This is a genomic window from Bradyrhizobium sp. FW305-F6 (genome assembly GCF_058782905.1).
The window spans coordinates 1,229,074-1,255,395 of the sequence record NZ_JBYSYD010000001.1; the positions used below are offsets into that span (position 1 = coordinate 1,229,074).

General features: G+C 65.8%; 23 protein-coding genes. 6 read left to right on the forward strand and 17 right to left on the reverse strand.

The window, feature by feature from the left end:
• Window positions 1-23: 23 nt before the first annotated feature.
• The 5 genes from AC3WLX_RS05965 (at window position 24) to AC3WLX_RS05985 (ending at window position 4,842) form a co-directional block, all read left to right on the forward strand.
• Window positions 24-1,547: a sugar ABC transporter ATP-binding protein gene (locus AC3WLX_RS05965; RefSeq protein ID WP_492335076.1), complete on the forward strand. Its 1,524-nt coding sequence runs from the start codon at window positions 24-26 to the stop codon at window positions 1,545-1,547.
• Window positions 1,540-2,490 (forward strand): ABC transporter permease, encoded by a 951-nt coding sequence (locus tag AC3WLX_RS05970; protein WP_492335077.1) that lies wholly within the window; start codon window positions 1,540-1,542, stop codon window positions 2,488-2,490. Before AC3WLX_RS05965 ends, AC3WLX_RS05970 begins: the two co-directional genes overlap by 8 nt.
• Window positions 2,487-3,464 carry an ABC transporter permease gene (locus AC3WLX_RS05975; RefSeq protein ID WP_492335078.1) on the forward strand — a complete coding sequence of 326 codons (978 nt, stop codon included), beginning with the start codon at window positions 2,487-2,489 and terminating at the stop codon, window positions 3,462-3,464. Before AC3WLX_RS05970 ends, AC3WLX_RS05975 begins: the two co-directional genes overlap by 4 nt.
• 41 nt (window positions 3,465-3,505) lie before the next feature.
• Window positions 3,506-4,480 carry a sugar ABC transporter substrate-binding protein gene (locus AC3WLX_RS05980; protein ID WP_492335079.1) on the forward strand — a complete coding sequence of 325 codons (975 nt, stop codon included), beginning with the start codon at window positions 3,506-3,508 and terminating at the stop codon, window positions 4,478-4,480.
• 74 nt (window positions 4,481-4,554) lie between these two features.
• Window positions 4,555-4,842, forward strand: coding sequence for a YciI family protein (locus tag AC3WLX_RS05985; RefSeq protein WP_492335080.1), 288 nt, complete (start codon window positions 4,555-4,557; stop codon window positions 4,840-4,842).
• 299 nt (window positions 4,843-5,141) lie between these two features.
• Here the strand turns inward: AC3WLX_RS05985 and AC3WLX_RS05990 are convergent, their stop codons facing one another.
• From AC3WLX_RS05990 to hydA, 13 genes are all read right to left on the reverse strand, one after another.
• Window positions 5,142-6,134, reverse strand: a complete 993-nt coding sequence (locus tag AC3WLX_RS05990) for an ABC transporter ATP-binding protein (protein WP_492335081.1) — start codon at window positions 6,132-6,134, stop codon at window positions 5,142-5,144.
• Window positions 6,131-7,120, reverse strand: coding sequence for an ABC transporter ATP-binding protein (locus tag AC3WLX_RS05995; RefSeq protein ID WP_291626279.1), 990 nt, complete (start codon window positions 7,118-7,120; stop codon window positions 6,131-6,133). The genes AC3WLX_RS05990 and AC3WLX_RS05995 overlap by 4 nt, the downstream gene beginning before the upstream one ends.
• Window positions 7,121-7,139: 19 nt before the next feature.
• Complete coding sequence (locus tag AC3WLX_RS06000; RefSeq protein WP_291626282.1) at window positions 7,140-8,063, reverse strand: ABC transporter permease; 924 nt, start codon at window positions 8,061-8,063, stop codon at window positions 7,140-7,142.
• On the reverse strand, window positions 8,060-9,001 hold the full coding sequence (locus tag AC3WLX_RS06005; RefSeq protein WP_291626284.1) for an ABC transporter permease: 942 nt from the start codon (window positions 8,999-9,001) through the stop codon (window positions 8,060-8,062). The genes AC3WLX_RS06000 and AC3WLX_RS06005 overlap by 4 nt, the downstream gene beginning before the upstream one ends.
• Before the next feature lie 17 nt (window positions 9,002-9,018).
• Window positions 9,019-10,620 carry an ABC transporter substrate-binding protein gene (locus AC3WLX_RS06010; RefSeq protein ID WP_492335082.1) on the reverse strand — a complete coding sequence of 534 codons (1,602 nt, stop codon included), beginning with the start codon at window positions 10,618-10,620 and terminating at the stop codon, window positions 9,019-9,021.
• Window positions 10,621-10,984: 364 nt separating this feature from the next.
• Window positions 10,985-12,655: a nickel ABC transporter ATP-binding protein NikE gene (gene nikE / locus AC3WLX_RS06015; protein ID WP_492335083.1), complete on the reverse strand. Its 1,671-nt coding sequence runs from the start codon at window positions 12,653-12,655 to the stop codon at window positions 10,985-10,987.
• Window positions 12,652-13,500: an ABC transporter permease gene (locus AC3WLX_RS06020; protein ID WP_291626292.1), complete on the reverse strand. Its 849-nt coding sequence runs from the start codon at window positions 13,498-13,500 to the stop codon at window positions 12,652-12,654. Before AC3WLX_RS06020 ends, nikE begins: the two co-directional genes overlap by 4 nt.
• Window positions 13,497-14,531, reverse strand: a complete 1,035-nt coding sequence (locus tag AC3WLX_RS06025; RefSeq protein WP_492335084.1) for an ABC transporter permease — start codon at window positions 14,529-14,531, stop codon at window positions 13,497-13,499. The genes AC3WLX_RS06020 and AC3WLX_RS06025 overlap by 4 nt, the downstream gene beginning before the upstream one ends.
• Before the next feature lie 28 nt (window positions 14,532-14,559).
• Complete coding sequence (locus AC3WLX_RS06030) at window positions 14,560-16,179, reverse strand: ABC transporter substrate-binding protein (RefSeq protein ID WP_492335085.1); 1,620 nt, start codon at window positions 16,177-16,179, stop codon at window positions 14,560-14,562.
• A 98-nt stretch (window positions 16,180-16,277) separates the two neighbouring features.
• Entirely contained in the window at window positions 16,278-17,714 is a 1,437-nt protein-coding gene (locus tag AC3WLX_RS06035; RefSeq protein ID WP_492335086.1) for an NAD(P)-binding domain-containing protein, read from the reverse strand.
• Window positions 17,711-18,460: an SDR family oxidoreductase gene (locus AC3WLX_RS06040; protein WP_492335087.1), complete on the reverse strand. Its 750-nt coding sequence runs from the start codon at window positions 18,458-18,460 to the stop codon at window positions 17,711-17,713. Before AC3WLX_RS06040 ends, AC3WLX_RS06035 begins: the two co-directional genes overlap by 4 nt.
• 1 nt (window position 18,461) lies before the next feature.
• Window positions 18,462-19,436: an NAD-dependent epimerase/dehydratase family protein gene (locus AC3WLX_RS06045; protein ID WP_492335088.1), complete on the reverse strand. Its 975-nt coding sequence runs from the start codon at window positions 19,434-19,436 to the stop codon at window positions 18,462-18,464.
• Between the two features lie 16 nt (window positions 19,437-19,452).
• Window positions 19,453-20,922, reverse strand: a complete 1,470-nt coding sequence (gene hydA, locus AC3WLX_RS06050; RefSeq protein ID WP_492335089.1) for a dihydropyrimidinase — start codon at window positions 20,920-20,922, stop codon at window positions 19,453-19,455.
• A gap of 56 nt (window positions 20,923-20,978) precedes the next feature.
• Here hydA and AC3WLX_RS06055 point away from each other — a divergent pair, with 56 nt between their 5' ends.
• The gene (locus AC3WLX_RS06055) at window positions 20,979-21,641 is read left to right on the forward strand and encodes an aspartate/glutamate racemase family protein (protein WP_492335090.1); all 663 of its coding nucleotides are present in this window, start codon (window positions 20,979-20,981) and stop codon (window positions 21,639-21,641) included.
• Here AC3WLX_RS06055 and AC3WLX_RS06060 read toward each other — a convergent pair.
• The 4 genes from AC3WLX_RS06060 to AC3WLX_RS06075 all read right to left on the reverse strand — a co-directional run bounded on the left by AC3WLX_RS06060 (window position 21,638) and on the right by AC3WLX_RS06075 (window position 26,321).
• Window positions 21,638-22,297 carry a flavin reductase family protein gene (locus AC3WLX_RS06060; protein WP_492335091.1) on the reverse strand — a complete coding sequence of 220 codons (660 nt, stop codon included), beginning with the start codon at window positions 22,295-22,297 and terminating at the stop codon, window positions 21,638-21,640. The genes AC3WLX_RS06055 and AC3WLX_RS06060 overlap by 4 nt on opposite strands.
• A 5-nt stretch (window positions 22,298-22,302) precedes the next feature.
• Window positions 22,303-23,235 carry an N-carbamoyl-D-amino-acid hydrolase gene (locus AC3WLX_RS06065; protein ID WP_492335092.1) on the reverse strand — a complete coding sequence of 311 codons (933 nt, stop codon included), beginning with the start codon at window positions 23,233-23,235 and terminating at the stop codon, window positions 22,303-22,305.
• Between the two features lie 111 nt (window positions 23,236-23,346).
• Window positions 23,347-25,029 (reverse strand): long-chain-fatty-acid--CoA ligase, encoded by a 1,683-nt coding sequence (locus tag AC3WLX_RS06070; protein ID WP_492335093.1) that lies wholly within the window; start codon window positions 25,027-25,029, stop codon window positions 23,347-23,349.
• Complete coding sequence (locus AC3WLX_RS06075) at window positions 25,026-26,321, reverse strand: class-III pyridoxal-phosphate-dependent aminotransferase (RefSeq protein ID WP_492335094.1); 1,296 nt, start codon at window positions 26,319-26,321, stop codon at window positions 25,026-25,028. Before AC3WLX_RS06075 ends, AC3WLX_RS06070 begins: the two co-directional genes overlap by 4 nt.
• Window position 26,322 lies beyond the last annotated feature (1 nt).

Sequence of the window (26,322 nt, forward strand, 5' to 3'; positions counted from 1 at the left end):
TGCAAAGTCATGAGTGCAAAGTCATGAGCGACGCGCTCCCGATCGAAGTCACCTCGCCCACGCCGCTGCTGGAGCTGCGCGGGATCAGCAAGGAGTTTCCCGGCGTCAAGGCGCTGGACGACGTGTCCTTTGCCGTCCATCCCGGCGAAGTCCACATGCTGCTCGGCGAGAACGGCGCCGGCAAATCGAGCCTGATGAAAGTGCTCTGCGGCGCCTACCGCGCCGACGCCGGCGAGTTCTACTACAAGGGCGAGACGGTCGCGATCAATTCCACCGCGGACGCGCAGAAGCTCGGCATTGCCGTGATCTTCCAGGAATTCTCGCTGGTCCCCCATCTCGACATCGCCCAGAATATCTTCCTGGGACGCGAGCCCAAGGGCCGCATCCCCGGCACCATCGACCGCCGCAAGATCCTGGCCGACGCCAAGCGCGTGCTCGACACGATCGGCTTCGACATCGATCCCTCCACCACCGTCGACAAGCTCGGCGTCGCCCAGCAGCAGATGGTCGAGATCGCCAAGGCGATCAGCCAGAACGCCCGCATCCTCGTCATGGACGAGCCGACCGCGGCGCTGTCCGACCGCGAGACCGAGCTCTTGTTCGCCTTGATCGGGCGGCTGAAGGCTGACGGCGTCTCGATCGTCTATATTTCGCACCGCATGGCTGAGGTGTTCGCGCTCGGCGATCGCATCACGGTGCTGCGCGACGGCCGCCGCATCGACGGCGTCAGGCCGGCCGATGTCACACCGGACCAGCTGGTTCGCATGATGGTCGGTCGCAACGTCGACATGACCTATCCGCGTCATTTCGCCGACAAACCTGGCGAGGTGCTGCTCGAGGTCAAGAGCCTGAGCGCGCCGACCGGCATCTCCGACATCAACATCGAGGTGCGCCGGGGCGAGATCGTCGGCCTGTGCGGCCTGGTCGGCTCCGGCCGCAGTGAGGTCGCCCGCGCCATCTTCGGCGCCGATCCCGTGACCTCGGGCGAGATCATCTTCGACGGCAAGAGCATCTCCGGCGAACCGGACCTTGCCGCCCGCCGCGGCATCGCGCTGATCCCCGAGAGCCGGAAGAGCGAGGGTCTCGCGCTGCTGCGCTCGGTCAGCGACAATCTCGTCGTGTCGGCGCTGCGAAAGCTGTTTCCGAGCGGGATGTTCGACCAGCGCAGGGCCCAGCGCACCGCGGACGGCCTGATCCGCCAGCTGCGCATTGCGACCCCGAGCGCACGCCAGACCGTCGGCCTGCTGTCGGGCGGCAACCAGCAGAAGGTCGTGATCGGCAAATGGCTTGCGGCGGGATCGAAGCTCTTCATCTTCGACGAGCCGACGCGCGGCATCGACATCGGCGCCAAGTCTGAGATCTTCGCGCTGATCGACCGCCTCGTCGCGGAGGGTGCAGCGGCCCTTATGATCTCGTCCGAGCAGGTCGAGATCTGCCACGTCTGCGACCGCGCCTATGTGATGCGCGAGGGTCGCATCGCCGGCCACCTGACGCGCAGCGAATTGACCGAGGAGAACATCGTGCGATTGGGGATGCATCATGCGTGAGGCCGCGGTCGTCGCTCAACCTAATCCGCTGCAGCGCATTCCCGGCGTTGCCATGGTGCTGGTGCTGCTGATCGCGCTGTTCAGCGTGATCGCGCCCGGCTTCCTGTCGGTCGCCAACCTCTCCAACGTGCTGGTGCAGTCGACCATCCTGACCATGCTCGCGCTGCCGATGACGCTGATCATCATGACCGAGGGGCTCGACCTGTCGATGGGCGCGGTGCTGACGCTGACCTCGCTCTGCGTCGCGATCGTGTCGCTCGCGACGAAATCGATGTTGCTGGGCCTCGGCGCCGGCCTGCTGGTCGGCACGGCCTTCGGCCTCGCCAATGGCTGGCTGGTCGCCATCCTCGGCATTCCGCCCTTCGTCGCAACGCTGGGGACGCTCGGCATGGCCCAGGGACTGTCGCTGATCGTCAGCGACGGCCAGAGCGTCGTCGGCATTCCCCACAGCGTGCGCGACATCTACTCGGCGACGCTTCTGGGAGTCCCCGTTCCGATCGTGATGGCGCTCGTGACCTACGCAGTCTTCCACGTGCTGCTCTATCACACCCGCTTCGGCACCTACATCTTCGCGCTCGGCGGCAACCGCGAGGCGTTGCGCTATGCAGGGCTCTCGCCCAACAGGCTGCTGATCGCTGTCTATGCGATCGGCGGCGCCATGGCCGGCATTGCCGGCCTGTTGATGACGGCGCGGATGAACTCCGGCCACCCCACTGCCGGCCTCGGGCTCGAATTCGACGCCATCGCCGCCGTAGCTGTCGGCGGCACCTCGTTCGAGCGCGGCAATGGCTGGCTGCTTGGCACGCTGCTCGGCGTCCTCTCCGTCGGCGTGCTGCGCAACGGGCTGAACCTGATCTCGCTGCCGTCCTCGGTGCAGGTCGCCAGCGTCGGCGTGCTCGTCATCCTCGCACTGTTCCTCGACGGACTCAGGAGCCGGGCATGACCGACATCACCAAAGAAGCGATGATGCCGCCCCGCTCATTCCTGTCGCAGGATGCGATCCAGGTGTTCTACCGCCTGCTCGCGGCGCTCCTGATCTGCGCCGTGCTCGCCGTGCTCAGCGATTCCTTCCTGAGCCTCGGCAACATCCTCAACGTGCTCCGCCAGGCGAGCCTGACCTTCTTCATTGCCTCGGGCCTGACGCTGGTGGTGCTGACCGCCGGCCTCGATCTCTCCGTCGGCGCCAATGTCGCGCTGTCGGCCTGCCTCGCCGGCACGGTGATTCACACGACCGGCTCGCCCGCGCTCGGCATCCTCACCGGGCTTGCGAGCGGCGGCCTCGTCGGCCTCCTCAACGGCATCATGGTCACCGCGCTGCGTATCCCCTCCTTCATCGCCACCTACGGCATGCTCTGGGTGCTGAACGGACTCACCTATTGGTACATGGCGGGCGAGACCCTGCACGGCTTCCCGGCCGGCTTCCGCCAGATCGGCAGCGGCTATCTGTTCGGCCTGCCGATCCCGGTCTATCTGCTGCTGGTGTTCCTCGGCATCGGCACGTTCTTCGCGCAGCGCACGGTCTGGGGCCAGGAGATCTATGCGATCGGCGCCAATCCGGTTGCGGCGCGCCTCTCCGGCATTCCGGTCGCGCGGCGCCTGTTGCTGGTCTATGCGGTCTCGGGCACCATGGCGGGGCTCGCCTCGATCATCTTCCTGTCGCGGCTCAATTCAGCCGAAGCCGACATCGGCGAGAGCCTGACCTTGCCGGCGATCGCGGCCGTGCTGATCGGCGGCACCTCGCTGTTCGGCGGCGTCGGCACTGTGTTCGGCACCTTCATCGGCGCGCTGATCCTCACCCTGGTGCTGAACGGCATGAACCTGCTCTCGGTCAGCGCCAACTGGCAGCCGCTCGTCACCGGCGTCATCGTCATTCTCGCGGTCTGGCTCGACATGAAGACGCGCCGCCGCGCGCAGTAAGTTCTAGCAATCCAACAAGCAAAACGAGGGATGGAAGCAACATGAGAAAGACACTGGGCTATATGGCGCTGCCGCTGCTGATGGCGACTGCGTTCACCACTACGGCGCGCGCCGACGGCGAGACGATCGCCGTCTTCACCAAGAACCAGACCAACCCGTTCTTCCAGACGGTGCGGGTCGGCGCCGACAACATGGCGAAGGTGCTGAACGCGAAGACGCTGCAATATATCCCGACCAAGCCGGACTCGATCCCCGAGCAGCTCAGCCAGATCGAGGACGTCGTGGTGAAGAAGCCGAGCGCGATCGTGTTCACGCCGGTCGACTACAAGGCGATGGTTCCGGGCGTCGAGAAGATCAACGAGGCCAAGATCCCGCTCGTCAACATCACCGACCGCTCGGCCGGCGGCAAGTTCCTGTCCTTCGTCGGCGCCGACGATTATAGCCTCGGGCTGGAGACAGCGCGCTTCCTGCTGAAGACGCTGGGCGGCAAGGGCAACATCGTCATCATCGAGGGCGTCAAGGGCTCGCTGACCAATGTCGACCGCGTCCGCGGCTTCAACGACGCGCTGAAGGAGGCCCCGGGGGCCAAGCTGCTGGCCTCGCAGCCCGGCAACTACCAGCGGCTACAGGCGCTCCAGGTCATGGAGAACCTGATGCAGTCGAATCCGCAGATCGACGGCGTGCTGGCCGCCAACGACGCCATGGCGGTAGGCGCGATCGAGGCGCTCGACGGCGCCAACCGCAAGGCGCAGGTGATCGGCATCAACGGCACCAAGGAGGCGATCGACGCGATCAAGTCCGGCAAGCTGCTCGCGAGCGGCGACTACAACGGCTTTGCGCAAGGCTGCCTCGGCACCATGATGGCGATCCGGTCCTTGCGCAATGAGCCCATCATCGCCGAGATCGTGCTGAAGCCGACGGTGATCACCAAGGACAATTACCAGCCGTTCGACGTGCCGCTGGAGCAGCGCAAATGCCCCACCTTCGAGGAAGCCGGCAAGCTCAGCGCGAAGTAAACCGACCAATCACTGCGAACCCGGACGGCCGCAGCTGCGGCCGTCCCAATACCGAAGCAAGACACGGAGACACCATGCTGTTCGCCATTCACGCGCTCGATCGCGCCGGAGCGCTCCCGACGCGGCTTGCCAATTACGACGCCCACAAGGCGTTCCTGAGCGACACCTCGCGCTTCGGGGTCAAGATCGTGATGTCGGGGCCGCTGGTGTCCGACGACGGCCAGACCATGATCGGCAGCCTGTTCCTGATCGAGGCCCCTAGCCGTGCCGAAGTCGAGGCCTTCAACCGCGCCGATCCGTTTGCCGCGGCCGGAATCTGGGACAAAGTCACGATCACCGGCTTCCTGCGTCGGCAGGGTTGAGGTCCGCCACCACAAAAGTGCGAAAACAACCCCATGCACAGTACAACGGGCTTGTTTTCGCTTACGAATTTCCGATGCACCGCGCGGCCTCCGATCCGAGGCCATCTCGACGCAGATCGGCGGTGGATTTTGACTTGTCGGGCAAAACAGGGGCATAGTGCCATCATCACCCGATGTCAGTCGCGCCTTCCGTCAGAGCGATCGCATATGGCTTTGCGCGAGCTGAGCGTGCGCCTCGTCCTTCGAGACGCCCGGCCACAGGCGATCCCGCGCGTCGGCGCGGCCAACACGACGTGAATTCAACCGCTCGTCGCCGGCGCAGCCTCTTCCAGATGGCAGGCGACCCATTGCTCGGCTCCGGCTGCGCGCAGCGTCGGCTCCTCGGTCCGGCAGCGGTCGAAGACGAAGGGGCAGCGGGTGTGGAAGCGGCATCCGCTGGGCGGATTGATCGGGCTCGGCACGTCGCCCTTGAGAATGATGGGATTGCGCTCCGCGCCCGGCTCCGGAAGCGGCACCGCGGAGAGCAGCGCCTTGGTGTAGGGATGTCTCGGCTCGGCGAAGATCTCGCGGCGCGGCGCCACTTCGACGATCTTGCCGAGATACATCACCGCCACGCGGTGGGTCATGTGCTCGACGATGGCGAGGTCGTGGCTGATGAAGAGCAGCGCGAGGCCGAACTCGCTTTGCAGATCCTGGAGCAGATTGACGATCTGCGCCTTGACCGAGACGTCGAGCGCGGAGACCGCCTCGTCGCACACGATCAGCTCGGGCTCGGCTGCGAGCGCCCGCGCAATGCCGATGCGCTGGCGCTGGCCGCCGGAGAATTCGTGCGGCCTGCGGTTCAACGCCTCGCGCGGCAGGCGCACGGTGTCCATCAGCGATGTGACGCGCACCTCGAGGTCTTCCGCGGATTTGGCGAGGCCGAAATTGCGGATCGGCTCGGCCAGGATATCGCGCACGCGCATGCGCGGATTGAGGCTCGAGAACGGATCCTGGAACACCACCTGCACACGGCGACGCATCTGGCGCATCGTGCCTGGTGTGGCATCGTCGATCCGCTGGCCGTCGAGGATGACCTGGCCCGAGGTGATGTCGAACAGCCGCAGGACGGCACGGCCGACCGTCGACTTGCCGCAGCCCGACTCCCCGACCAGCGACAGCGTCTCGCCGCGCGCGATCTCGAACGACACGCCGTCGACCGCATAGACGAATTCGGACTTGCGGTTGAAAAGGCCGGTCTTGACCGGAAAATGCTTCTTGAGGTCGTTGACCTGGAGCAGCGGAGGACTCATGCCGCGACGGCTCCCTTGGCCGAATAGTGACAGGCGGCGATGTGGCGCGGCCCCTTCTCTTCAAGGCCCGGCGCATATTGCCGGCAGAGATCGGTCGCAAGTGCACAGCGCCCGGCAAAGACGCAGCCGACGATGGGCTTGCGGAGGTCCGGCACCTGTCCGGGAATCTCGGCAAGCCGCCTTGCGGTCCCCGTCAGTGACGAGCCGAGCCGCGGGACCGCACCAAGCAGACCCTGCGTATAGGGATGGCGCGGCGAGCGGAACAGCTCCGCGACCGGCGCCTCCTCGACCTTGCGGCCGGCATACATCACCATGACGCGTTCGGCGATCTCGGCGACGACGCCGAGATCGTGGGTGATCAGGATGATGGCGGCGCCGACCCGGCGCTTGAGGTCCAGCATCAGCTTGAGGATCTGGGCCTGGATCGTCACGTCGAGCGCGGTGGTCGGCTCGTCCGCGATCAGAAGCTTCGGATTGCAGGCCAGCGCGATGGCGATCATGACGCGCTGGCGCATGCCGCCGGACAGCTGGTGCGGATATTCGCGCACACGCCGCTTCGGCTCGGGAATACCGACCAGCGTCAGCATCTCGATCGCGTGCGCTTCGGCGGCCTGCTTGTCGAGGCCCTGGTGGATCATCAAGGTCTCGCGAATCTGGCGGCCGACCGTGAGCACCGGATTGAGGCTCGTCATCGGCTCCTGGAAAATCATCGAGATGTCGTTGCCGCGGATCGCGCGCATCTCGCGATCGGCAAGTTGCAGCAGGTCCTTGCCCGCAAAGCGGATGCTGCCTGCGATCCGGCCCGGCGGCTCCGGAATCAGCCGCATCAGGGACATCGACGTCACCGACTTGCCGCAGCCGGACTCGCCGACGATGGCCAGCGTCTCGCCTTCGTCGACGTGAAAAGATACGCCGTCGACCGCCCGGTTGATGCCGCCCGGGGTGCGAAAATGGGTCTGGAGGTTCTCGACTTCGAGCAAAGCCATCGCGATCAGCCCCGATCCGTCAGAGACTTTTGGCCATGCGCGGGTCGAGCGCATCGCGAAGGCCGTCGCCGAGCAGGTTCACGGCGAGCACGGTGACGGACAGGAACGCCGCTGGGAAGAACACGATGTAGGGCTTGACCTGCCACAGCGCCCGGCCCTCCGCCATGATGTTGCCCCAGGAGGGAATGGTGGGCGGTGTGCCGGCGCCGATGAAGGAGAGGATCGCCTCCGTGATCATGGCGCTGGCGCAGATATAGGTCGCCTGCACCAGCATGGGTGCAACCGTGTTCGGCAGGATATGGCGCAGGATGATCATCGGCGTGCGCGTGCCGCAGGCGACCGCCGCGTCGACATAAGGCTGCTCGCGCAGCGACAGCACCACGCTGCGGACGAGGCGCGAGACACGCGGGATCTCGGCAACGGTGATCGCCAGGATGACGTTGCCGACGCTGCCGCGGGTCAGCGCCATCAACGCAATGGCGAGCAGGATCGGCGGGATCGACATCAAGCCGTCCATGAACCGCATCAGGATGCCGTCGGCCCAGCGGATGAAGCCGGAGACCATGCCGATGGCAAGGCCGGCGGCGGACGCGAAGATCGCGACCGACAGGCCGACCGTGAGCGAAACCCGCGCGCCGTAAAGCACGCGCGAATAGATGTCGCGGCCGAGCACGTCGGTGCCGAACCAGAAATCGGCCGACGGCGCGCGCGTGCGCTTGGCCGGCGCGAGCGCGGTCGGGTCGACCGTGCCGAGATAGGGGGCGAAGACCGCGATCAGGACCAGCGTCAGCAGCAGCGCACCGCCGATCGCAACCGTCGGATGGCCGCGCAACAAGCCCACCAGGCCGCGCCGGATCGCGACCGGCCTCAGGATGTCGGGCAGCTGCGGCGCGACGGCGAGGCCGGCCGGAAGCGATTGCGGATTGATGGTGGTGTCGGTCAATAGCGGATCCTCGGGTCAACGAGCGTGTAGACGACGTCGATCATCAGATTGACGAGGACGTAGACGAAGCTGAACAGCAGCACGATGCCCTGGATCACCGGATAATCGCGGCGCAGGATCGCATCGATGGTCAGGCGGCCGAGGCCGGGGATCGCGAACACGCTCTCGGTCACGACCGCGCCCCCGATCAGGAGCGCGATGCCGATCCCGATCACGGTGACGATCGGCACCGCCGCGTTCTTCAGCGCATGAATGAACAGGATGCCGCCCTGGCCGAGGCCCTTGGCCTTGGCGGTGCGGATGTAGTCCTGCTGCAGCACTTCGAGCATGGAGGCGCGGGTGATGCGGGCAACCAGCGCGATGTAGACGCAGCCGAGCGCGATCGACGGCAGGATCAGATTCTCCAGCCATGGCCAGAAGCCCTGGCTGAGCGGCGTGTAGCCCTGCACCGGCAGCCATTCCAACTCGAGGGCAAAGATGTAGGCGAGCATGTAGCCGACCACGAACACGGGCAGCGAGAAGCCGAACACCGCAAAGCCCATGATCACGCGGTCGATCAGGCTGCCGGCCTTCCATGCCGCCACCACGCCGAGCGGCACCGCCACCACAATGGTGAGCAGCAGGGTGACGATCATCAGCGACAAGGTCGGCCCGAGACGCTGCCCGATCATCGCCGACACCGGCAGGTTGGTGAAGATCGAGGTGCCGAGATCGCCGTGCAGAATGCGCCAGACCCAGCCTCCGAACTGGACCAGGAACGGCCGGTCCAGCCCAAGGCTCTGCCGGATGCGCTCCACATCCTCAGGACTGGCCTGATCGCCCGCGATCACCACGGCGGGATCACCCGGCGCGATGTAGAGCAGGCTGAACACGAACAGCGCGACGATGGCCATGACCGGCAAGGTCGCGGCGATACGGCGAAGGATGTAGGAGAGCATCTGGCCTCAGCGCACGATCATGCCGACTTGGACACGCCCCAGAAGAAGGGCAGCGGTCCCTTGGTGATGCCGGAGACGTTCTTGCGCCACGCGGTGTAGCTCAGGAAGAAGCCGGTCGGCGCGTAGACGACGTCGTCGAGCGCCGCCTTGTTGAGGCGGCCGATGGCGGCCTTCTCCTCGTCGAGGTTCTTGGCCTCAAACCAGGACGCAACCTCCTTCTCGGTGCCGGGGCTGTTGGGCCAGCCGAACCAGGCCTTGTCGCCGTTGGCGCGAACGGCGGTGTACGGTGCCGGATTGATGCAGTCGGCGCCCGCGTGCCAGGTGTGGAACATGTTCCAGCCGCCCTGCCCGGGCGGGGTCTTCTGCGCGCGGCGCGAGCCGACCGTGCCCCAGTCGGTGGCGACGAAGTCGACGTTCATGCCGAGCTTCTTCAAGAGGTCGGCGGTGACATCGCCCTGCGCCTTGGTGATCGGCTGGTCCTGCGCCACGAGGCACGTCACCGGCTGGCCGGAATAGCCGCTCTCGGCGAGCAGTTTCTTGGCCGCATCGAGATCGCGCTTGCCTTTCAGGATCTCCCCGCCCACCTCGCTGTAGAGCGGCGTATCAGGCGTGAAGAAGCCGGGCAGCGGCTTCCAGAGCGCGTTGTCGTCGCCGACGATCGCGCGCATGTAGTCTTCCTGGCTGAGCGCCATCAGCACCGCGCGCCGCGCCCGCACGTCGTTGAAAGGCGCGAACAGATGGTTCATGCGGAACGAGCCGATATTGCCGAGGGGATCGCCGATGTCGACGCTGATGTTCTTGTTCTTCTTCAGGACCGGAACGAGGTCCGCAATCGGGTTTTCCCACCAATCCACTTCGCCGTTCTGCAACGCCGCGGCGGCCGTGGCCGGATCCGGCATCACGATCCACTCGATGCGATCGACTAGGATCTGCTTGCCGCCGGCGAGCCAGGAGGCCTTCTCCTGCCGCGGTACGTAATCGGCAAATTTCTCGAACACCGCCTTGGCGCCGGGCACCCACTCGCCTTTGGCGAACTTCATCGGCCCCGAGCCGACATAGTCGGTGATCTGCTTGAACGGATCGGTCTGCGCGATGCGCTCCGGCATGATGAAGCCGCACGGCGAATTGTTCTTGGCCAGCGCGTAAAGCATCTTCGGGAAGGGCTGCTTGAGCACCCATTTAAAGGTGCGGTCGTCGACGGCCGTGAGCTCCTGCTGCAGCGCCTTGATCATCAATCCCATGGGATCGCGCGCCGACCAGCGCGTCAGGCTCGCGACGACGTCCTTGCTCAGCACCGGTTCGCCGTCATGGAACTTGAGGCCCGGGCGCAGTTTGAAGGTCCAGGTCGTGCCGTCGTCCGACATCTGCTCGGATTCGACCATCTGCCGCTGCGGCTTAAGCTGCGCGTCGATGCCGTACAGCGTGTCCCAGACCATCGCGGCGGCGTTGCGCACGACATATTGCGTGCCCCAGATCGGGTCGAAATTGGCGAGATTGGCCTGCGGAACGAAGCGCAGGGTGCGTGCGGATGCGCCTTGTGCGATCGCCGGAGCCGCGAGGCCGGTCAATGCCAGACCGCCCGCGCCAGCCAGTCCCTTCAATACGGTCCTGCGATCCATGAAGTCCTCCGGTATTGCCGTGATGCCAGCTTTTCATTGGCAAATGGGGTGAGTGAAGCCGAGCCCACTTGCAAGCAAATGGTATGCCACTAAATGCGGCGTCGCCAGCCGGATTTCGCCCCCTTCTTGACCAAGGGCAATTGCATATGGCGCTTGGCGCGAGCTGAGCGCGCGCCTCGTCCTTCGAGACGCCCGCCTGCGGCGGGCCCTCAGGATGAGGCTAAACGGCATCGGTGCTCATTGAAGCGAGCGCAACGCACTCCGTCCTCATCCTGAGAGCCCGCCAACGGCGGGCGTCTCGAAGGATGGCCACAGGCGATATCGCTCCCGTATGCGATTGCCTGCCTTCTGACCGGCCCCGGCTTCAGAGCGCGGCCGCCAGCGCCGGTCCCGTCTCGATATGCGGGATCGCCTCGACCAGCTTGCGCGTGTAATCGGTCTTCGGATTGTCGAACAGCGCCCGGCTCTCGCCCTGCTCTACGATGCCGCCATTGCGCAGCACGATGGTGCGGTCGCAGAGCATGCGCACCACGTTGAGATCGTGGCTGACGAACAGCAAGGCGATGTCGTTCTCGCGCCTGAGCCGGTCGAGCAGCTGCAACACCACCGCCTGCACGGACACGTCGAGCGCGGCGGTCGGCTCGTCCAGCACTAGGAGCCGCGGACGGCAGGCAATGGCACGGGCGATGCCGACGCGGGCCTTCTGCCCGCCCGAGAGCTGGTGCGGAAAGCGCGGCAGCAAATCCAGCGGCAGCCCGACGCGATCGGCGCATTCTTCGACCCGTTGGCGCAGCGCATCACCGGCCCGCATGCCGCCGAGCCGCAGCAGGGGATGAGCGATGCAGTCGAAGGCGGTGAAACGCGGATTGAGGCTCTCGTTCGGATCCTGGAAGACCATCTGGATGTCTTTGCGCAGCGGCGAGCGATGAAAATCGCGCGACGCCACGTGCCCGATCGACTGCCCGTCGAACACGATGTCGCCTTCGCTCGGGTCGATCAGGCGGCAGATCATCCGCGAGGTCGTGCTCTTGCCGGACCCGGATTCGCCAACCAGCCCGACGCTCTCGCCGCCGGCCATGCTCATCGAGAAGTCTGCAACTGCGGCGGAGCCCTGGTCGAAACGCTTTGCGAGCTTGCGCACCTCCAGCAGCGGCGGCGTGCCGTGTGGCAGCACCGGCCGTGGCTTGTCGAGAATGGCGTTGTAACGCTCTCTCTCCTCCTCAGTCACGAGGTCTTCGATCCGTGACGTCGCCGTCGGCGATGCCGCGACCAGGCGCTTCGTATAGGGATGCTGCGGGGTGCTGAAGAGCTTGCCGGGGCTCGCCTCCTCGACGATGCGGCCGCGCTCCATCACCGCGATGCGCCGGCAATAGCGTGCGGCGAGGCCGAGGTCATGCGTGATCAGGATCGTGGCCATGCCTCGTGCGGCGGCAATCTCTGCCAGCAGATCCATCACCACCTTCTGCGTGGTGACGTCGAGCCCCGTTGTCGGCTCGTCGGCGATCAACAGTGCGGGATTGCAGGAGATCGCAATCGCGATCATGACGCGCTGGCACATGCCGCCGGAGAGTTCGTGCGGATAGGCACTCATCCGCTGTTCGGGATCGCGAATCTGGACCGCGCGCAGCAGGTCCAGCGCCTCGGCGCGCGCGGCCTCCTTCGAGATGCGCTTGTGCGTCAGGATCGCATCCGCGATCTGGAGGCCGATGGCGCGGATCGGATTGAGCGCCGCCCGCGGGTTCTGGAAGATCATCGACATCGCGGCGCCCTGCAGCTGCCGGAGGTCGTCGCCTCTGAGCTTGGTGACGTCCTGCCCGCGGAACAGGATCCTGCCGCCGGTGACGCGCCCGGCGGCATCGAGCAACCGCGTCGTCGCAAAGCCGGTGACCGACTTGCCCGAGCCGCTCTCGCCGACGAGGCCGAGCATCTCGCCCGGCTTGACGGTGAGCGTCACGCCGCGCACGGCCTCGACCATCCCGCGCCGCGTCGAGAATGAGACGTGGAGGTCGTCGATCCTGAGCAGTTCCTCGCTCATGTGCGCATCCGCGGATCGAGAATGTCCCGCATGCCGTCGCCGAGGAGGTTGAAGCACAGCACCGCCATCATCAGCGCGAGGCCCGGAAAGGCCACCAGCCACCACCGCCCCGTCGAGATGAAGCGGGCGCCTTCGGCGACCATGATGCCCCACTCCGGCGTCGGCGGCTTGACGCCGAGGCCGATGAAGGAGAGGCCTGCCGCGTTCAGAATCGCCCAGCCGAGATTGAGCGAGATCTGCACCGCCATCGCCGGCAGAATGTTCGGCAGCAGGAAACGCAGCACCACGGAAAAATGGCTCTCGCCGCAGGCGCGGGCGGCCTCGACCCAGCCGACATTACGCCTGACGTTGACCTCGGCGCGCGCGAAGCGGATGTAGAAGGGAAGATTGATGATCGCGGTGGCGATCACGATGTTCTCGATCCGGTTGCCCAATGCAGCCACCATCGCCATCGCCAGCACGAACAGCGGAAACGCCATCATCACGTCGACGAAGCGGCCGACGGCGCGATCGAGCCGGCCGCCGGCATAGCCGCAGAACGCACCGACCACGGCCCCGATCACGAAGGAGATGCCGACCGCGGAGACGGCGATGGCAAGGTCGAGGCGCGCGGCAATGATGAGCCGGCTGAACACGTCGCGCCCGAGCTGATCGGTGCCGGCCAGATGCGCCGCGCTCGGCGGCAGCAGGGCTTCCGACACGTTCGAGGCGATGGGATCGTAAGGCACGATCCAGGGACCGAAGATCGCGATCAGGACGAACAGCGTCACCCCGGCCGCGGCGACGGCCGTGAGCGGATTGCCGCGCAGGATCCAGACCGAATGGCGGAGGGTTGCGCTGGTCATCCGATCGACACCCTGGGATCCGCGATGCCGTAGCAGATATCGACCACGAGGTTGACCAGCACGAACAGGCTCGCCATCAGCAGCACGAAGCCCTGCACCGGCGCATAGTCGGAGGACAGCAGCGCATCGAGCGCGTAGGAGGCGACGCCCGGCCAGGAGAACACCTTCTCAACCAGCACGTTGGCACCCAGCATGGTCGAGAACACGATGCCGGCGATGGTGATGACGGGAAGGATCGCATTGCGCAGCGCATAAGTCACCACCACCTTGCGCCAGGACAATCCGACCGAGCGCGCGGTGCGCACGAAATCGCTGCCGAGCGAGACCAGCATCGAAGCGCGCGTGATCCGCGCCAGCGGCGCGATCACGAACAGCGCCATGCTGGCTGCGGGGAGGATCAGCTGCTTGCAGGCCGCCCACCAGCCCTCGAGATCGCCGGCAAGCAGGAAATCGATGGACAGAAAGCCGGTGCGTTGCGGCGGCAGCGAGGTGAAGACGTCGATCCGCCCGGTCGGATCAGGCGCAAGCCCGAGCAGATAGTAGAAGACGTAGATCAGCAGCAGGCCCGAGACGAAGGTCGGCACGCAGACGCCGAGCGCGCAGAACAGCCGCACGCCGTGATCGACGATCGATCCCGGCCGCAGCGCCGCCAGCACGCCGAGCGGCACCGCCGCGATCAGCGCGATCAGCAGCGCGGTCAAGGTAAGCTCCAGCGAGGCCGGCAGCCGCTCGCGCAGATCCTTGAGCACCGGCTGTCCCGTCATCATGGAGCGGCCGAGATTGCCGTGGCTGATGTCGGAGAGATAGAACACGAGCTGCTCCGGCACCGACTTGTTGAGCCCCATCTGCTTGCGGATCTGCTCGATCTCCTCCTTGCCGGCGTTGGGCCCCGAGGCGAAGAACACCGCGGGGTCGCCCGGCAGGACGCGCATCAGCAGGAAGGTGAAGACCAGCACCCCGAACAGCGCCGGCAGCGACGACAGCAGCCGCCTGCCCGCCCGTATTATCGTTGCACCAAGACCGGTCTTCACGTTTCGGCACCTCTCCTGCTTTCGGCAGCTACTTGCGGCTCAGATTGCGATAGTCGACCTGGCGGTGGAACTCGTAGGTGTAGCCTTCGACGGTGGCCGCCATCACCGCATCCTGGTTCGGCTGCCACAGCATGATCTGCGGCATCAGGTCGAAATGCATCGCATTGAGCTTGCGGCCGGCCTCCTCGTACTTGGCCTTGTCCGGCTCGAAGCGGGCTCCCTGCGCGATCGCGGCCAGGTCGGGATTGTTGATCGACGAGTAGTTCCAGCGCTGATTGCCGGTGTAGAAGTTGCGGTAGAAATAATCCGTCGACGGCAGCCAGGCGACGATGCCTTCGGTGAAGAAGGGCACTTTCTTCTCGTTGATCAGCGTCGACATCTGCGCGTCAGGCAGCTTCTGGATGTCGACCTTGATCCCGATCTTGCCGAGCGACTCCTTGATCAGCGCGGCCATCGGCTCCGCCTGGGAGGCCCATCCGACGTTGAAGCTGAAGGTGGTCGAGAAGCCCTCGGGGAAGCCGGCGGCCTTGAGATATTCCCTTGCCTTCTCGAGGTCGAGCTTGACCGGCTGCTGGAACGGATAGATTCCGTTCAGCGGTTTGCCGTCCGGCCAGCTGGCGCCGTACAGCGGCATGCCGCGGCCGAACAAGGCGGCCTTGAACATGTCCTCGTAGGGCAGCGCGAACGCGATGGCGCGGCGGACGTTGACGTTGTCGAACGGCGGGATCTGGTTGTTCATCGAGACGTAGCTGATCGCGTTGTATTGCGGCGTCGAGACCACCTTCAGCTTGCCCTTGGCTTCGAGCGACTGGACGTCGCTCGCCTGGAGATCGAGTACGATATCGGCATCGCCGCGTTCGACCAGATTGGCGCGGGTCGCCGGCTCCGGCACCGATTGCACGATGATGCGCTTGAAGAAGGCGGGCCGGTCGGGAGAACCGCGATTCCAGGCCTCGTTGCGCTTGAGGGTCACCTGCTCGCCGGGCTTGAAAGTCTCGACCACATAGGCGCCGCTGCCGGCGGTGTTCTCCTTCAGCCAGGCCATCGCCCACGGATCGTCCGCCGTCGCATGCGCCTTTGCCAGCTTCGAGTTGATGATCATCGGATAGACGGTGGCGAGATTGGGCAGCGCCAGCTTGTCGGGCTTCGGCAGCGTCACCTCGATCGTCAGGGGATCGATCACCTTGAACTGGTCGGCCGAGGTGAGCGATCCCGTCAACAGCTGCGCCTTTCCGAGGATCGGCGCGGTGACGCAGCGATCGAGCGACCATTTCACGTCCTCAGCGGTGACGGGCGAGCCGTCCTGGAACTTGGCGTCCTTGCGCAGGCGGAAGGTGATCTTCAGGCCATCGGGGCTGACGTCGTAGGATTCGGCGAGCTCGCCCTTGATGGTGTCGAGATCGAACACCCATTTGCCGTTGAGCTGCTTGCGACCGAACGACACCAGCCGATCGTAGGTGCTCATGCTGAGCCCGAAGGACTCGCGGGTCGCGCCGGGGATGTTTGGATCGAGCGTGTTGACCGATGCGCCGGTCACATAGCGCAGCGTTTCCGCCCTGGATTGCGCGTGCGACGGCGCGGTCGCGATCAGCAACAGCGCGGTGGTGGCGAGGATCGTAGTCGCGGATCTGAAAGACACAAAACGCATTCGTTTTCCCTTGAATTTTTCGAACAGGAAGGTCGCCAAAGCTGGTCAAGAAAGAAGCAAGTTGCGCGCCAATCTTTGCTGCGGCGGGGCATGGATGATCATCGCTGCTCCTCCATTGTTCGCGCCGGCCGCGTAACCACCGCCTGCGGCACGTCATAGGCGCTGAGCGAGGCCCAGTGCCGGTCAAGATCGGCGCGGAACAGGCCGCGCGTCAGCCCATTTACGAGCTTCGGCACGGCCGTGGTCATCGCGTTGATCGACGATCCCGATGGACCAAAGCTCATGGTCGAGGCGATGGCGAAGAGATGGATGTTGGAGATCCACGGCGTCTTGCCGGGCACGCGCTCGGTGAAGGCGTAGTCATCGGCGAGATAGGGAAAGCGGCCGAGCCGTTCGTTGCGTTCGCTCTCGGGTGGCTCGTAACGATCGGCCCAGCTGGCGATGTTGCCGGCGAATCCGGCGAGCTCGCCGCGGCCGGCAAAGTTCATGTCGATGCCGGTGCCGCAGATGACGAAATCGGCGGTGACGATGCCGCGCGGCGTCTGGAGTTCAACGCCGTTATCGGTCTTGCGCGCCGCTTCGACCGGTGCGCCTTCGTGCAGTACGAAGTTGGCATGTCGCGCGCAACGGTCGTAGGTGGGTTGCGGGAATCCCTCGCGCATTTCGAGGATCTTGCGCATGAAGCGCCAGCGCCAGGCATCGTCAAGATCGCTGAGATGACGCAGGAAGCCGCGGAAGGTTAGCCACCGGTAGGGCTGGATCACCTGGATCTGCGCGCGGCGACACAGCAGGTGCACCTCGGCGGCGCCCGCCTCCAGCGCTGTCGCCGCATTGTCGAAGGCGGAAGCGCCGGCGCCGATCACGGCCACGCGCCTGCCGCGCAGGCCGTCGAAATCGACGTCGTCGGCGACGGTCGCGACGGAGCCCGCAGGCAGATGCGCGAGCTGCTCGGGGATGATCCAGCCACCCATGCCCTCCTGCCCCGTCGCCAGCACGATCTTGCGGGCGTGGAACGTCTCGATGCGTCCTGCCTGCACCACACGTGCGGCCAGCAGGCCATCGGCCGCCGGCGCGATCTCCAGAAGCTCACAGCCATTGCGCACCGGCAGATTGACGGTGCGCCGCAGCCACAGCAGGTACTCGGCCCAGTGCGCGCGCGGAATCAGATCGAGCGTCTGCCAGCTCTCCTTGCCGAAACGGGCTTCGTGCCAGGACTGGTAGGTAAGGCTCGGGATGTCGAGGTCGGGGCCGGTGTAATCCTTCGGGCTGCGCAGCGTCGGCATCCGGGCATAGGTGAGCCACGGGCCCTCCTTCCCCTCCTCGGCCTTGTCGATCAGCAGGATGTTGCTGACGCGCGAGCGCATCAGGCCGAAGCCGATGGCGATGCCGGACTGGCCGGCGCCGATGATGAGCACGTCCAGCGCAGCATTGCCGTCCGGCCCGGTCTTCGGTTCGAGCCATGCAGCACCGGGATGCGCGATCCTGGCGAGATCGGCGCGCACGTCCGCTTCGAGTTTTGCCAGCGCCTCACTCATGCTGCGAGCCAGCCTCCGTCGACGACAGCCACTGTCCCGGTCGTGAAGGACGACGCGTCGCTGGCGAGATGCAGCGCGGTCTGCGCGATCTCTTCCGCCGCGCCGAACCGCTTCATGGCGTGACGGTTGCGCGAGGCCTCCCGCACCTCGTCCGGATTGGCGTGACGGGCGAAGCTGCGGCGAAGCATCGGCGTATCGATCGCGCCCGGCGCAATGGCGTTGACGCGGATGCCGTCGGCGGCGAAGTCCACCGCCATGGTCCGCGTCAGGCTGACGATCGCGCCCTTGGCGGCGATATAGGCGCTGTTGCCCTTGCCGCCGGCCATGGCGAGCTGCGAGGCCAGCGTGATGATCGAGCCGCTGTTCTGCCGCTGCATCTGCGGCACCGCGGCGCGTGCCCACAGCCAGGTGCCGCCGACATTGGCACGGAACACCGCGTCCCAGTCTTCCAGGCTCGTCGTTAACACGGTGCCGCCGCAGGAAAAGCCTGCTGCCGTCATCAGAATGTCGAGCCTACCGTGGCGCGCGATGACCTCGCCGACAACAGTTTCAGCGAAAGCGGCATCGCCGACGTCGCCGACATGCGTGGTCGCTTCACCGACCAGGCTCAGCGTTTCCTCGAGGCCAGCGGCATCACGATCGACCAGAGCAAGGCGCGCGCCCTCTTCCGCGAACAGTTTTGCGCTGGCCCGGCCGATGCCCGAGCCTGCTCCGGTGATGATGGCGGTGCGCCCCTGCAGCCGCATGTCAGATTCCCTCCTTGTGCTGCATCCACCAGGCGCTCATCGCGGCCGCCGACTCGGCGCAGCCGAACCGCGCGCGCCAGCCGAACTCGTCGGCCATCCGCGCGACGGAGAGCGGCGCGCGATCGCCGCCGTGCAGCTTGATGAAGGTTGTCTCGCCCGGCTCCGCCAGCCGACACTCCAGCCCGGGATGCAGCGCCGCAAACGCCTCGCCCCATTGCAGTGCCGACCAGGCCGCGCCGCTGGAGATATTGTAGAGACGATAGCGCGGCCGTTCGGCCTCGATCAATACGGCCACGGCCTCGGCAGCGTCCGGCGCGTAGGTCCAGTCCTTTAAGCCAGGCGCAGGAAGAAGGGCCGGCTCACCGCGCGCAAACGCGGCAAGACTCTGGAACTGGAGGCTCGGCGTGTCGCGCACCGCTCCGGCCCGCTCCCACGGACCGAACAAGGCGCTCAGCCGCACGCTGAGGAAATCGCCGCCAAACAGCTCGGCGTGCCGCGCCACCGATCGCTCCGAGGTGAACTTGCTGATGGCATAGAACGAGACGGGATCGCAGGGCGTGTCCTCGCCCAAGACCTCGAACCGCGTGCCCGATGCGCCGTAGGCGGAGGCCGAGGACAGATTGACGACGCGGCGCACGCCGTGACGGATCGCCGCTTGCAGGATCGGAATCTGCGCCATCACGTTGATCTCGAGAACACGCGCGGGCGATGCCCTCTCGAGCTCATCACCCGCCGTGATCGCGGCGCCGAGCACGATGACATCGCAGCCCCCGGCAATAAGAGCATCGATGCCGTCCGCGTCGGTGATATCACCCTGGACGACCTTGAGCCGCTCGCGACCATCGGCCAGCGATCGCGCCGCAGCCGGAGGCAATGGCGCGCGATCATAAAGCGTCACCGCGTGCCCGCGCGCCAGCAGCACCTCAGCGAGATTGAGGCCGACAAAGCCGGTGCCACCGAAGATGACGATCTTCATCGCGCGCGATCCACCGTCACAGCAGTTCTGCCCCGAAATTCCGCTCCGGATCCATGTCCGCAACGAGCCGGCCGGTCGGTTTCGCCGCCTCGCCACCACTGCGCGCCAGGAACTTTCCGCTGCCGGCGGAGGCGAGGCACTTGTCGCCCTCGATGATCACACGGCCGCGCGAGAGCGTCGTCACCGGCCAACCCTTCAGCTTGCGGCCGGCAAACGGGGTGTAGCCGGTGAGATCGTGCATCATCTCGTCCGATATCGTGACCTCGCGATTGGGATCCCAGATCGCGATGTCGGCGTCGGCGCCGACGGCGATCGAGCCCTTGCGCGGATGCAGATTGTAGATTTTTGCAGGCGTGGTCGCGGTGAGCTCGACGAACTTTTCGAGACCCAGCCGTCCCTTCGACACCATCGCGTCGAACAGCAGCGGCAGCCGCAGCTCCAGGCCCGGCAGGCCGTTGGCGACCTGCTTGAAGTTGGGATTGGGCCCGGCGCGCAGCTTGCCGGTCTCGTCGTAGCGATACGGCGCGTGATCCGACGAGATGGTCTGGAGATCGCCGAGCGACAGCGCCTGCCACAGCGCCTCCTGGTCTGAATGCGTGCGCGGCGGCGGGCTGCACATCCACTTGGCACCCTCGGAGCCGGGCTTGTCGAGATCAGCAGCGGTCAGGAACAGATATTGCGGACAGGTCTCGGCAAAGACCTTCAGCCCCTGCCCGCGCGCGTCGCGGATGACCTTGGCGCCTTCGGCGGTCGAGACGTGGAAGATCATGATCGGCTGGTCGATCAGCGCCGCCATGCCGATCAACCGGGTGAAGGCTTCCGCCTCCGACACGCGGGCGTGGCTGACGGCGTGGTATTTCGGCATGGTGTAGCCGCGCGCCAGCAGCCGCTTCACCATCCAGGCGATGATGCCGTGATTTTCGGCATGGGCGCACAGCATCGCGCCGGACTGACGCGCGGCCAGAAGAATGTCGAGCAATGGCTCGTCGTCCACCTTCAGGCGATCATAGGTCATGAAGATCTTGATCGAGGCATGGCCCTGCTTCACCAGCGCGGGAATGTGCTCCTCGACTGTTTCCTTCGTCGCGTCCGCGATGATCATGTGAAAGGCGTAGTCGATCACCGCCCCTTTCTTCGCCAGCGCGTGATAGTCCTCCACCACCTGCGGCAGCTTCATCCCGACATGCTGGGCGGCAAACGGAATCACCGTGGTGGTGCCACCAAAAGCGGCAGAGACGGTTGCGCTCTCGAACGTATCGGCATTCATGATGCCGGCAGCGGAGAGCTGCTCGATATGCGCGTGGCTGTCGACGCCGCCGGGCAGCACCAGCTTGCCGCGCGCGTCGATCTCGCGCTTGGCGGGGGGAAGGCCCTTTCCGACGGCCGCGATGGTTTCGCCGGAGATGGCGACGTCGGCCTCGAACACGTCGGTCGTGGTGGCGACGCGGCCACCGCGGATGATCAGGTCGTAAACTGGTTCAGTCATGAGGCACTCCATGATATGCCTGAAGCAAGTGATCTCCATTTTGCAGGAAGACCATCATGACCCGTCCGCGCATTCTCGTCATCAACCCGAACTCCAACCACAAGGTCACGCAAGGGCTGGAGGATGCGCTGAAGCCGCTCGACTTCGAAGGCGGGCCGGAGGTGGTCTGCCAGACGCTGGCCGAGGGTCCGTTCGGCATCGAAAGCCAGGCGGACGTCGACAGCGTCGCGATGCCGCTGCGAAAGCTCGTCGAAAGCGACAACAGCTCGGCCGCCTTCGTCATCGCCTGCTACAGCGATCCCGGGCTTCAGGTCTGCCGTGAAGGCACCGACCGTCCCGTGTTCGGGATTGCCGAGTGCGGCGTGCTGACGGCGCTTTCCCGTGCCGAAACTTTCGGCGTCATAGCGATCGCGCAACGCTCGATCCCGCGCCACATGCGCTATCTCAGGCAGATGGGCCTGACCGACCGTCTCGCCGGCGAGCGGCCGCTGAACATGAGCGTCGCGGAAACGGCCTCGGGCGAAGGCACGTTGGCGAAAATGATCGAGGTCGGCCGCGCGCTGCGCGACGAGGACGGCGCCCGTGCCATCGTCATGGGATGCGCCGGCATGGCGCGCCACCGCCGCCCGCTCGAAGAGGCGCTGCGCATTCCCGTGATCGACCCGACGCAGGCGGCCGTCGCCATGGCGCTGGGCACGGTGCAGTTCTCGGCTCACTAGGCGTCCTTCAGCTCTTTGGCACCCTGGCGCGCGAGCCATTGCGCATGGCTCTCGCGGACAAGCGCAAACGTGTCCCGCTGCGTGGTGTAGAGATTGCCGAACATGCGGCCGATAGGGCGGTAGGCCTCGAGATCGACATACATGTTGGCTTTGTCGACGAGGCCCTCGCGGGCATGAACCCGCAAGACCTCGCCGACCAGAAGTTCGCGATCGGGCGAGAAGGTCAGCACCACATGGCGCCGGCATTCCAGCGCGAACGGTGCCGCCGCAAGGCGCGGCACCTTCACGTCGATCGAGGGAAGCGTGGCGAGCCCGGTCGCGGTGACCTCGCTGTCCCCCGACGGGAAGTCGACGGCGCAGTCGTTCATCGCAGCCGACAGCGCTTCGTCCACCATGTGCACGACGAACTCGCCGTCGCGATGGATGTTGCGGGTCGTGTCCTTCGGCAAGTGATCCGGCTTGTGCTGGAGGCCGAGCACGATCAGCGCGGGGCTTTCCGAGAAGACGTTGAAGAAGCTGAAAGGCGCGGCATTGACCGCGCCGTTCTCGTCGAGCGTCGTCACCAGTGCGATCGGCCGCGGCACCACGACGCCGCAGAGCAGCTTGTAGCGGTCACGCGCGTCAAGCTCGCGCAGGGAGATGCTGTTGTCCGCCATCGTCGTCACGTCTCCGGCGGCGGCACCGCGCCGGTCTGGCTGGTGATCAGACCATAATGCTCGATGCGGCGGTGCCGGGCGAAATCGAAGATTGTGGTCTTGCCGAAGGTCGTGGCATCGAGGTCGCAAGCATGAACCAGGACTTCGTCATCTTCGGTCTTCGCTTCCGCGACGATCTCGCCGTTGGGATCGACGATCAGGCTGCCGCCGAACAGCGGATGGCCATCCTCGACGCCGGCCTTGGCCACCGCGACCACCCAGGTCGCGTTCTGGTAGGCGCCGGCCTGCACCGAGAGGCGGTTGTGGAACAGGCGCTTTTCGACGCCCTCCTCGCTCTTCTCCGCATTCACCGAAGGCGTGTTGTAGCCGATCAGCACCATCTCGACGCCCTGCAGGCCCATGACGCGATAGGTTTCGGGCCAGCGGCGGTCGTTGCAGATCGCCATGCCGATGATCCCGCCGAGCTCGCGCCAGACCTTGAAGCCGAGATCGCCCGGCTCGAAATAGCGCTTCTCCAGGTGCTGGTGCGTACGCTTGGCGTCGTATTCCACATAGCCGGGGAGATGGACCTTTCGGTATTTGCCGACGATCTTGCCGGACCTATCCGTGAGAATGGCGGTATTGAAATGATGTCCGTCCGGCGTCAGCTCGGCATAGCCAAAATTCATCGCCATCCCGTGCTGCGCAGCGCGCTCGAACAGGGGCTTGGTCGCTGCGTTCGGCATTTCACGCTCGAACCAGATGTCGAACTCGGAGCGGTCCTCGACGTACCAGCGCGGGAAGAACGTCGTCAGCGCCAGTTCGGGATAAACGATCAGGTCGGCGCCCTTGCTTTTGGCCTCGTCCATCAGCGCGATCATGCGCTTGACCACGGCCTCGCGGCTGTCGGCTTTCTGAATCGGGCCCATCTGGGCGGCGGCGACATTGACGATTCGCATCAGCGGCTTCCTGATCTCTTCACAATTTCCTGGCGAGGCTGGGGATCGCAACTTCAAGGGCGTAGCGGCAGCGTAAAGCGGCCCTGCGTCCGCCTTCCAACCAAGCAGATTTCATGCCGTTCGCCCCCATTCGGCATCCTGCAACAGCCGCCAGTTGATCTTGTTGCTCGCGGTGCGCGGCAGCTGGTCGACGAAAACGACCGTGCGCGGCGCCTTGTAGCTCGCCATCGCGTCGCGCGCCCAGCTGACGATGTCATCGGACGATGTCGTCGCACGCGCGGCCTCGTCCAGCACCACCAGTGCCTTGACGGTCTCGCCGCGGTAGTCGTCCGGCGCCGAGATGATGCAGCATTCGCGGATGGCCCGGTTCTGGTACATCGCGGCCTCGACCTCGGCCGGCCAGACCTTGAAGCCGCTGACATTGATCATCCGCTTGAGGCGATCGACCGCGAAGAAATAGCCCTCGGCATCGCGATAGCCGAGATCGCCCGTCCGCAGGAACCGTTTGCCGTCGCGTTCGATGAAGGCTTCGGCGTCCGCCTGCGGCCGGTTCCAGTAACCCTGCAGCACCTGCGGTCCGTGCACGATGATCTCGCCGACGACGTTGTCGTCGAGCTCGACCAGGCTCTCGGGGTCGATGATCCGTGCATCGGTCTGGTGAACAGCGATGCCGAGGCACTGGCGCTTCGGCGCCGCCATCGGGTTGATATGGGTCGGCGACATCGTCTCGGTCATGCCGTAGCCCTCGACGAAGTCGAGCCCGAAGCGGCTCTTCAGCCGTTCGGCCACCGCTGTCGGCATTGCCGCGCCGCCGCCGGTTAGCACCTTGAGCTTGGCAAAGCTGCGGTCGCGGAAGCCGGCGCTTGCGAGCACATCCACGATCATGGTCGGCGCCGCGTTCCAGAACGTCGCGCCATAGGTTTCGAACAGGTCCGGCAGCAAGTCCTTGTCCCAGCGCGCCATCAGCAGCAGCGTGGCGCCGGTGACCATGGCCGCATTCATCGAGCCCTGCATGCCCGCGACATGGAACAGCGGCATGAAGCCGGTCATCACGTCGCTGCCATCGAGCCCATACCAGCGCGCCTGCAGCACCGCCGTGAAGAGGGCGCTGCGATGGGTATGCATGCACGCCTTGGGTTTGCCTGTGGTGCCCGAGGTGTAGGGCAGGATCATGAGATCATCCTGCCCCGCGGTCATCACACCCGGCTGCAAGCCTTGTGCGATCGCGGACGACCAGGAATGCCAGCCCGGCGATGACGGCACCTCGGCCGGTGCCTCCGTCACGCATGATGGCAGCGTATAGGGCGTTGCGACTGGAATTTCGTCGCGATACTGCGCGACGATCGCATGCCTGATGGCCTCGCCGAGCAGCGGGGCAAACACATCGCTCAGTTCGCTCCCGATGATTGCGACCCTGGCCCCACTGTCCACGGCGAGATACGCGATCTCGGCGGTCTTGTTCATGGGATTGACGGGTACGATCACGGCATCCGCCCGCATCACCGCGTAATAGGCGATGACATATTGCGGCGAATTCTGCAGCGCGATCATGACGCGGTCGCCGCGCTTGACGCCGCAGGCGCCCTGTAGGAAGCCGGCCATGGCATCGACGCGGTCGCGCAGCTCGGCATAGCTCAGGCTTGCGCCGTAAAACACCGTCGCCGGATGCGACGGCCGTTCATGCGCGGCCCGCGCCAGCGCGTCGTACAGCGTCCCCTCCGGCATCGCGAGATGCCAGGGCTCATCCGCCGGCCAGACCGGCGACCGGCGTGGCGATGCGTGATCGGCGTTCACCCGTGCTCCTCGTCGGCGATATCGAGACCGTGGTCGAGCGCATCCAGAAGCTGGTCAGCCTCCCGCTCGGAGATCACCAGCGGCGGCGCCAGGAACAGCGAGGTCTGCTCGCCGCTGGTCCCGATCACCGCACCGGCTTCCAGCGCCCGCTCCGCAACGCGCGAGGCGATCGGCACTTCGGTCGTGTCGGCGCGCCATGTGCGCCAATCCGGCCCGTGCAGCTCCACCGTCCAGTGCAGCCCCTGCCCCGCGACGCGCTGCACGCTCGGATGCTTCTGCGCGATCGCGAGCAGGCGGCGGATGAACAGCTTCTCGAGCTGCTGCACACGGTCCAGAATCCCGTCTTCGGTGACGACCTTCAGATAGGCGCTCACCGCGGCCATGCTGATGGGATGACCGCGCAGCGTGCCGTAGTTCTGCCAGCTCGTGCCCTTGAGCCGCTCGACGATCTCTTTTGACACAACTACCGCTGCAACCGCCGCCGCGCCGCCGCCGAGCGATTTTCCGAGCGTCACGATATCAGGACGGGTTTGCGCCCCCTGGAATGCGAACCAGCGCCCGGCGCGGCCGGCGCCGGTGACGACCTCGTCCGCGATCCAGTATGAGCCGGCCTGCCGCGCACAGCGCGCCACCTCGTCCTGATAGGCACCGTCGTAATAGATGCCGCCCTGGGTGTAGTCGATGATCGTTGCTGCCGTGTCCGAGAGCAGCCGCGCGGCATCGGCGAGATATTCGCTCGGCGGTGTATTGGTGGTGGGCGCGCCATAGATCGCGCCATCCGGCGCCGGCAGAACCCGCACCGGTGCCATCGGGGCCGGCAGCCTCGAGCCGCCCGCATGCACGGCAAGGCCGCCATGCCATTGCGGCTGCACCGTCATGCTGCGCGACAGGCCGGTGATGCCGTGATAGGCGCGCTCGCGCGTTGCCAGCGCCGACCGCTGCGTCAGCGCCTGACAGAGCGACAAGGCCATGTCGTTGGCCTCGCTGCCGCTGATGCAGAAGCGCACCGCGCCGACCCAATCCTCCTCGCCCTGGAAAGCGGTCGCCATCAGATCGTCGGCGGCCTGCTCGCGGCCGACCCAGGTCCAGCCCTCGTTGACGACGGGCGTATCCGCGGCGCGGCGGATCGCCTCCACCATCGCGGGATGGCGGTGGCCGAGTCCGCCGCCGGTGTTGCTGCCGTCGATCAGCTTGCGGCCGTCGGAGAGGTGGAAGTAGACGCCCTCGCCGCCGACCACGGCCATCGGCGCGGCCTCGCCCGCATTCAATCCGGTCCGCAACAATCTGCTCATC

What these genes read in the sequence shown, in the direction of transcription:
- AC3WLX_RS05965 (WP_492335076.1), top strand. Translation starts at nt 24, where the DNA reads ATGAGCGACGCGCTCCCGATCGAAGTCACCTCGCCCACGCCGCTGCTG.
- AC3WLX_RS05970 (WP_492335077.1), top strand. Translation starts at nt 1,540, where the DNA reads ATGCGTGAGGCCGCGGTCGTCGCTCAACCTAATCCGCTGCAGCGCATT.
- AC3WLX_RS05975 (WP_492335078.1), top strand. Translation starts at nt 2,487, where the DNA reads ATGACCGACATCACCAAAGAAGCGATGATGCCGCCCCGCTCATTCCTG.
- AC3WLX_RS05980 (WP_492335079.1), top strand. Translation starts at nt 3,506, where the DNA reads ATGAGAAAGACACTGGGCTATATGGCGCTGCCGCTGCTGATGGCGACT.
- AC3WLX_RS05985 (WP_492335080.1), top strand. Translation starts at nt 4,555, where the DNA reads ATGCTGTTCGCCATTCACGCGCTCGATCGCGCCGGAGCGCTCCCGACG.
- AC3WLX_RS05990 (WP_492335081.1), bottom strand. Translation starts at nt 6,134, where the DNA reads ATGAGTCCTCCGCTGCTCCAGGTCAACGACCTCAAGAAGCATTTTCCG.
- AC3WLX_RS05995 (WP_291626279.1), bottom strand. Translation starts at nt 7,120, where the DNA reads ATGGCTTTGCTCGAAGTCGAGAACCTCCAGACCCATTTTCGCACCCCG.
- AC3WLX_RS06005 (WP_291626284.1), bottom strand. Translation starts at nt 9,001, where the DNA reads ATGCTCTCCTACATCCTTCGCCGTATCGCCGCGACCTTGCCGGTCATG.
- AC3WLX_RS06010 (WP_492335082.1), bottom strand. Translation starts at nt 10,620, where the DNA reads ATGGATCGCAGGACCGTATTGAAGGGACTGGCTGGCGCGGGCGGTCTG.
- nikE (WP_492335083.1), bottom strand. Translation starts at nt 12,655, where the DNA reads ATGAGCGAGGAACTGCTCAGGATCGACGACCTCCACGTCTCATTCTCG.
- AC3WLX_RS06020 (WP_291626292.1), bottom strand. Translation starts at nt 13,500, where the DNA reads ATGACCAGCGCAACCCTCCGCCATTCGGTCTGGATCCTGCGCGGCAAT.
- AC3WLX_RS06030 (WP_492335085.1), bottom strand. Translation starts at nt 16,179, where the DNA reads ATGCGTTTTGTGTCTTTCAGATCCGCGACTACGATCCTCGCCACCACC.
- AC3WLX_RS06035 (WP_492335086.1), bottom strand. Translation starts at nt 17,714, where the DNA reads ATGAGTGAGGCGCTGGCAAAACTCGAAGCGGACGTGCGCGCCGATCTC.
- AC3WLX_RS06040 (WP_492335087.1), bottom strand. Translation starts at nt 18,460, where the DNA reads ATGCGGCTGCAGGGGCGCACCGCCATCATCACCGGAGCAGGCTCGGGC.
- AC3WLX_RS06045 (WP_492335088.1), bottom strand. Translation starts at nt 19,436, where the DNA reads ATGAAGATCGTCATCTTCGGTGGCACCGGCTTTGTCGGCCTCAATCTC.
- hydA (WP_492335089.1), bottom strand. Translation starts at nt 20,922, where the DNA reads ATGACTGAACCAGTTTACGACCTGATCATCCGCGGTGGCCGCGTCGCC.
- AC3WLX_RS06055 (WP_492335090.1), top strand. Translation starts at nt 20,979, where the DNA reads ATGACCCGTCCGCGCATTCTCGTCATCAACCCGAACTCCAACCACAAG.
- AC3WLX_RS06060 (WP_492335091.1), bottom strand. Translation starts at nt 22,297, where the DNA reads ATGGCGGACAACAGCATCTCCCTGCGCGAGCTTGACGCGCGTGACCGC.
- AC3WLX_RS06065 (WP_492335092.1), bottom strand. Translation starts at nt 23,235, where the DNA reads ATGCGAATCGTCAATGTCGCCGCCGCCCAGATGGGCCCGATTCAGAAA.
- AC3WLX_RS06075 (WP_492335094.1), bottom strand. Translation starts at nt 26,321, where the DNA reads ATGAGCAGATTGTTGCGGACCGGATTGAATGCGGGCGAGGCCGCGCCG.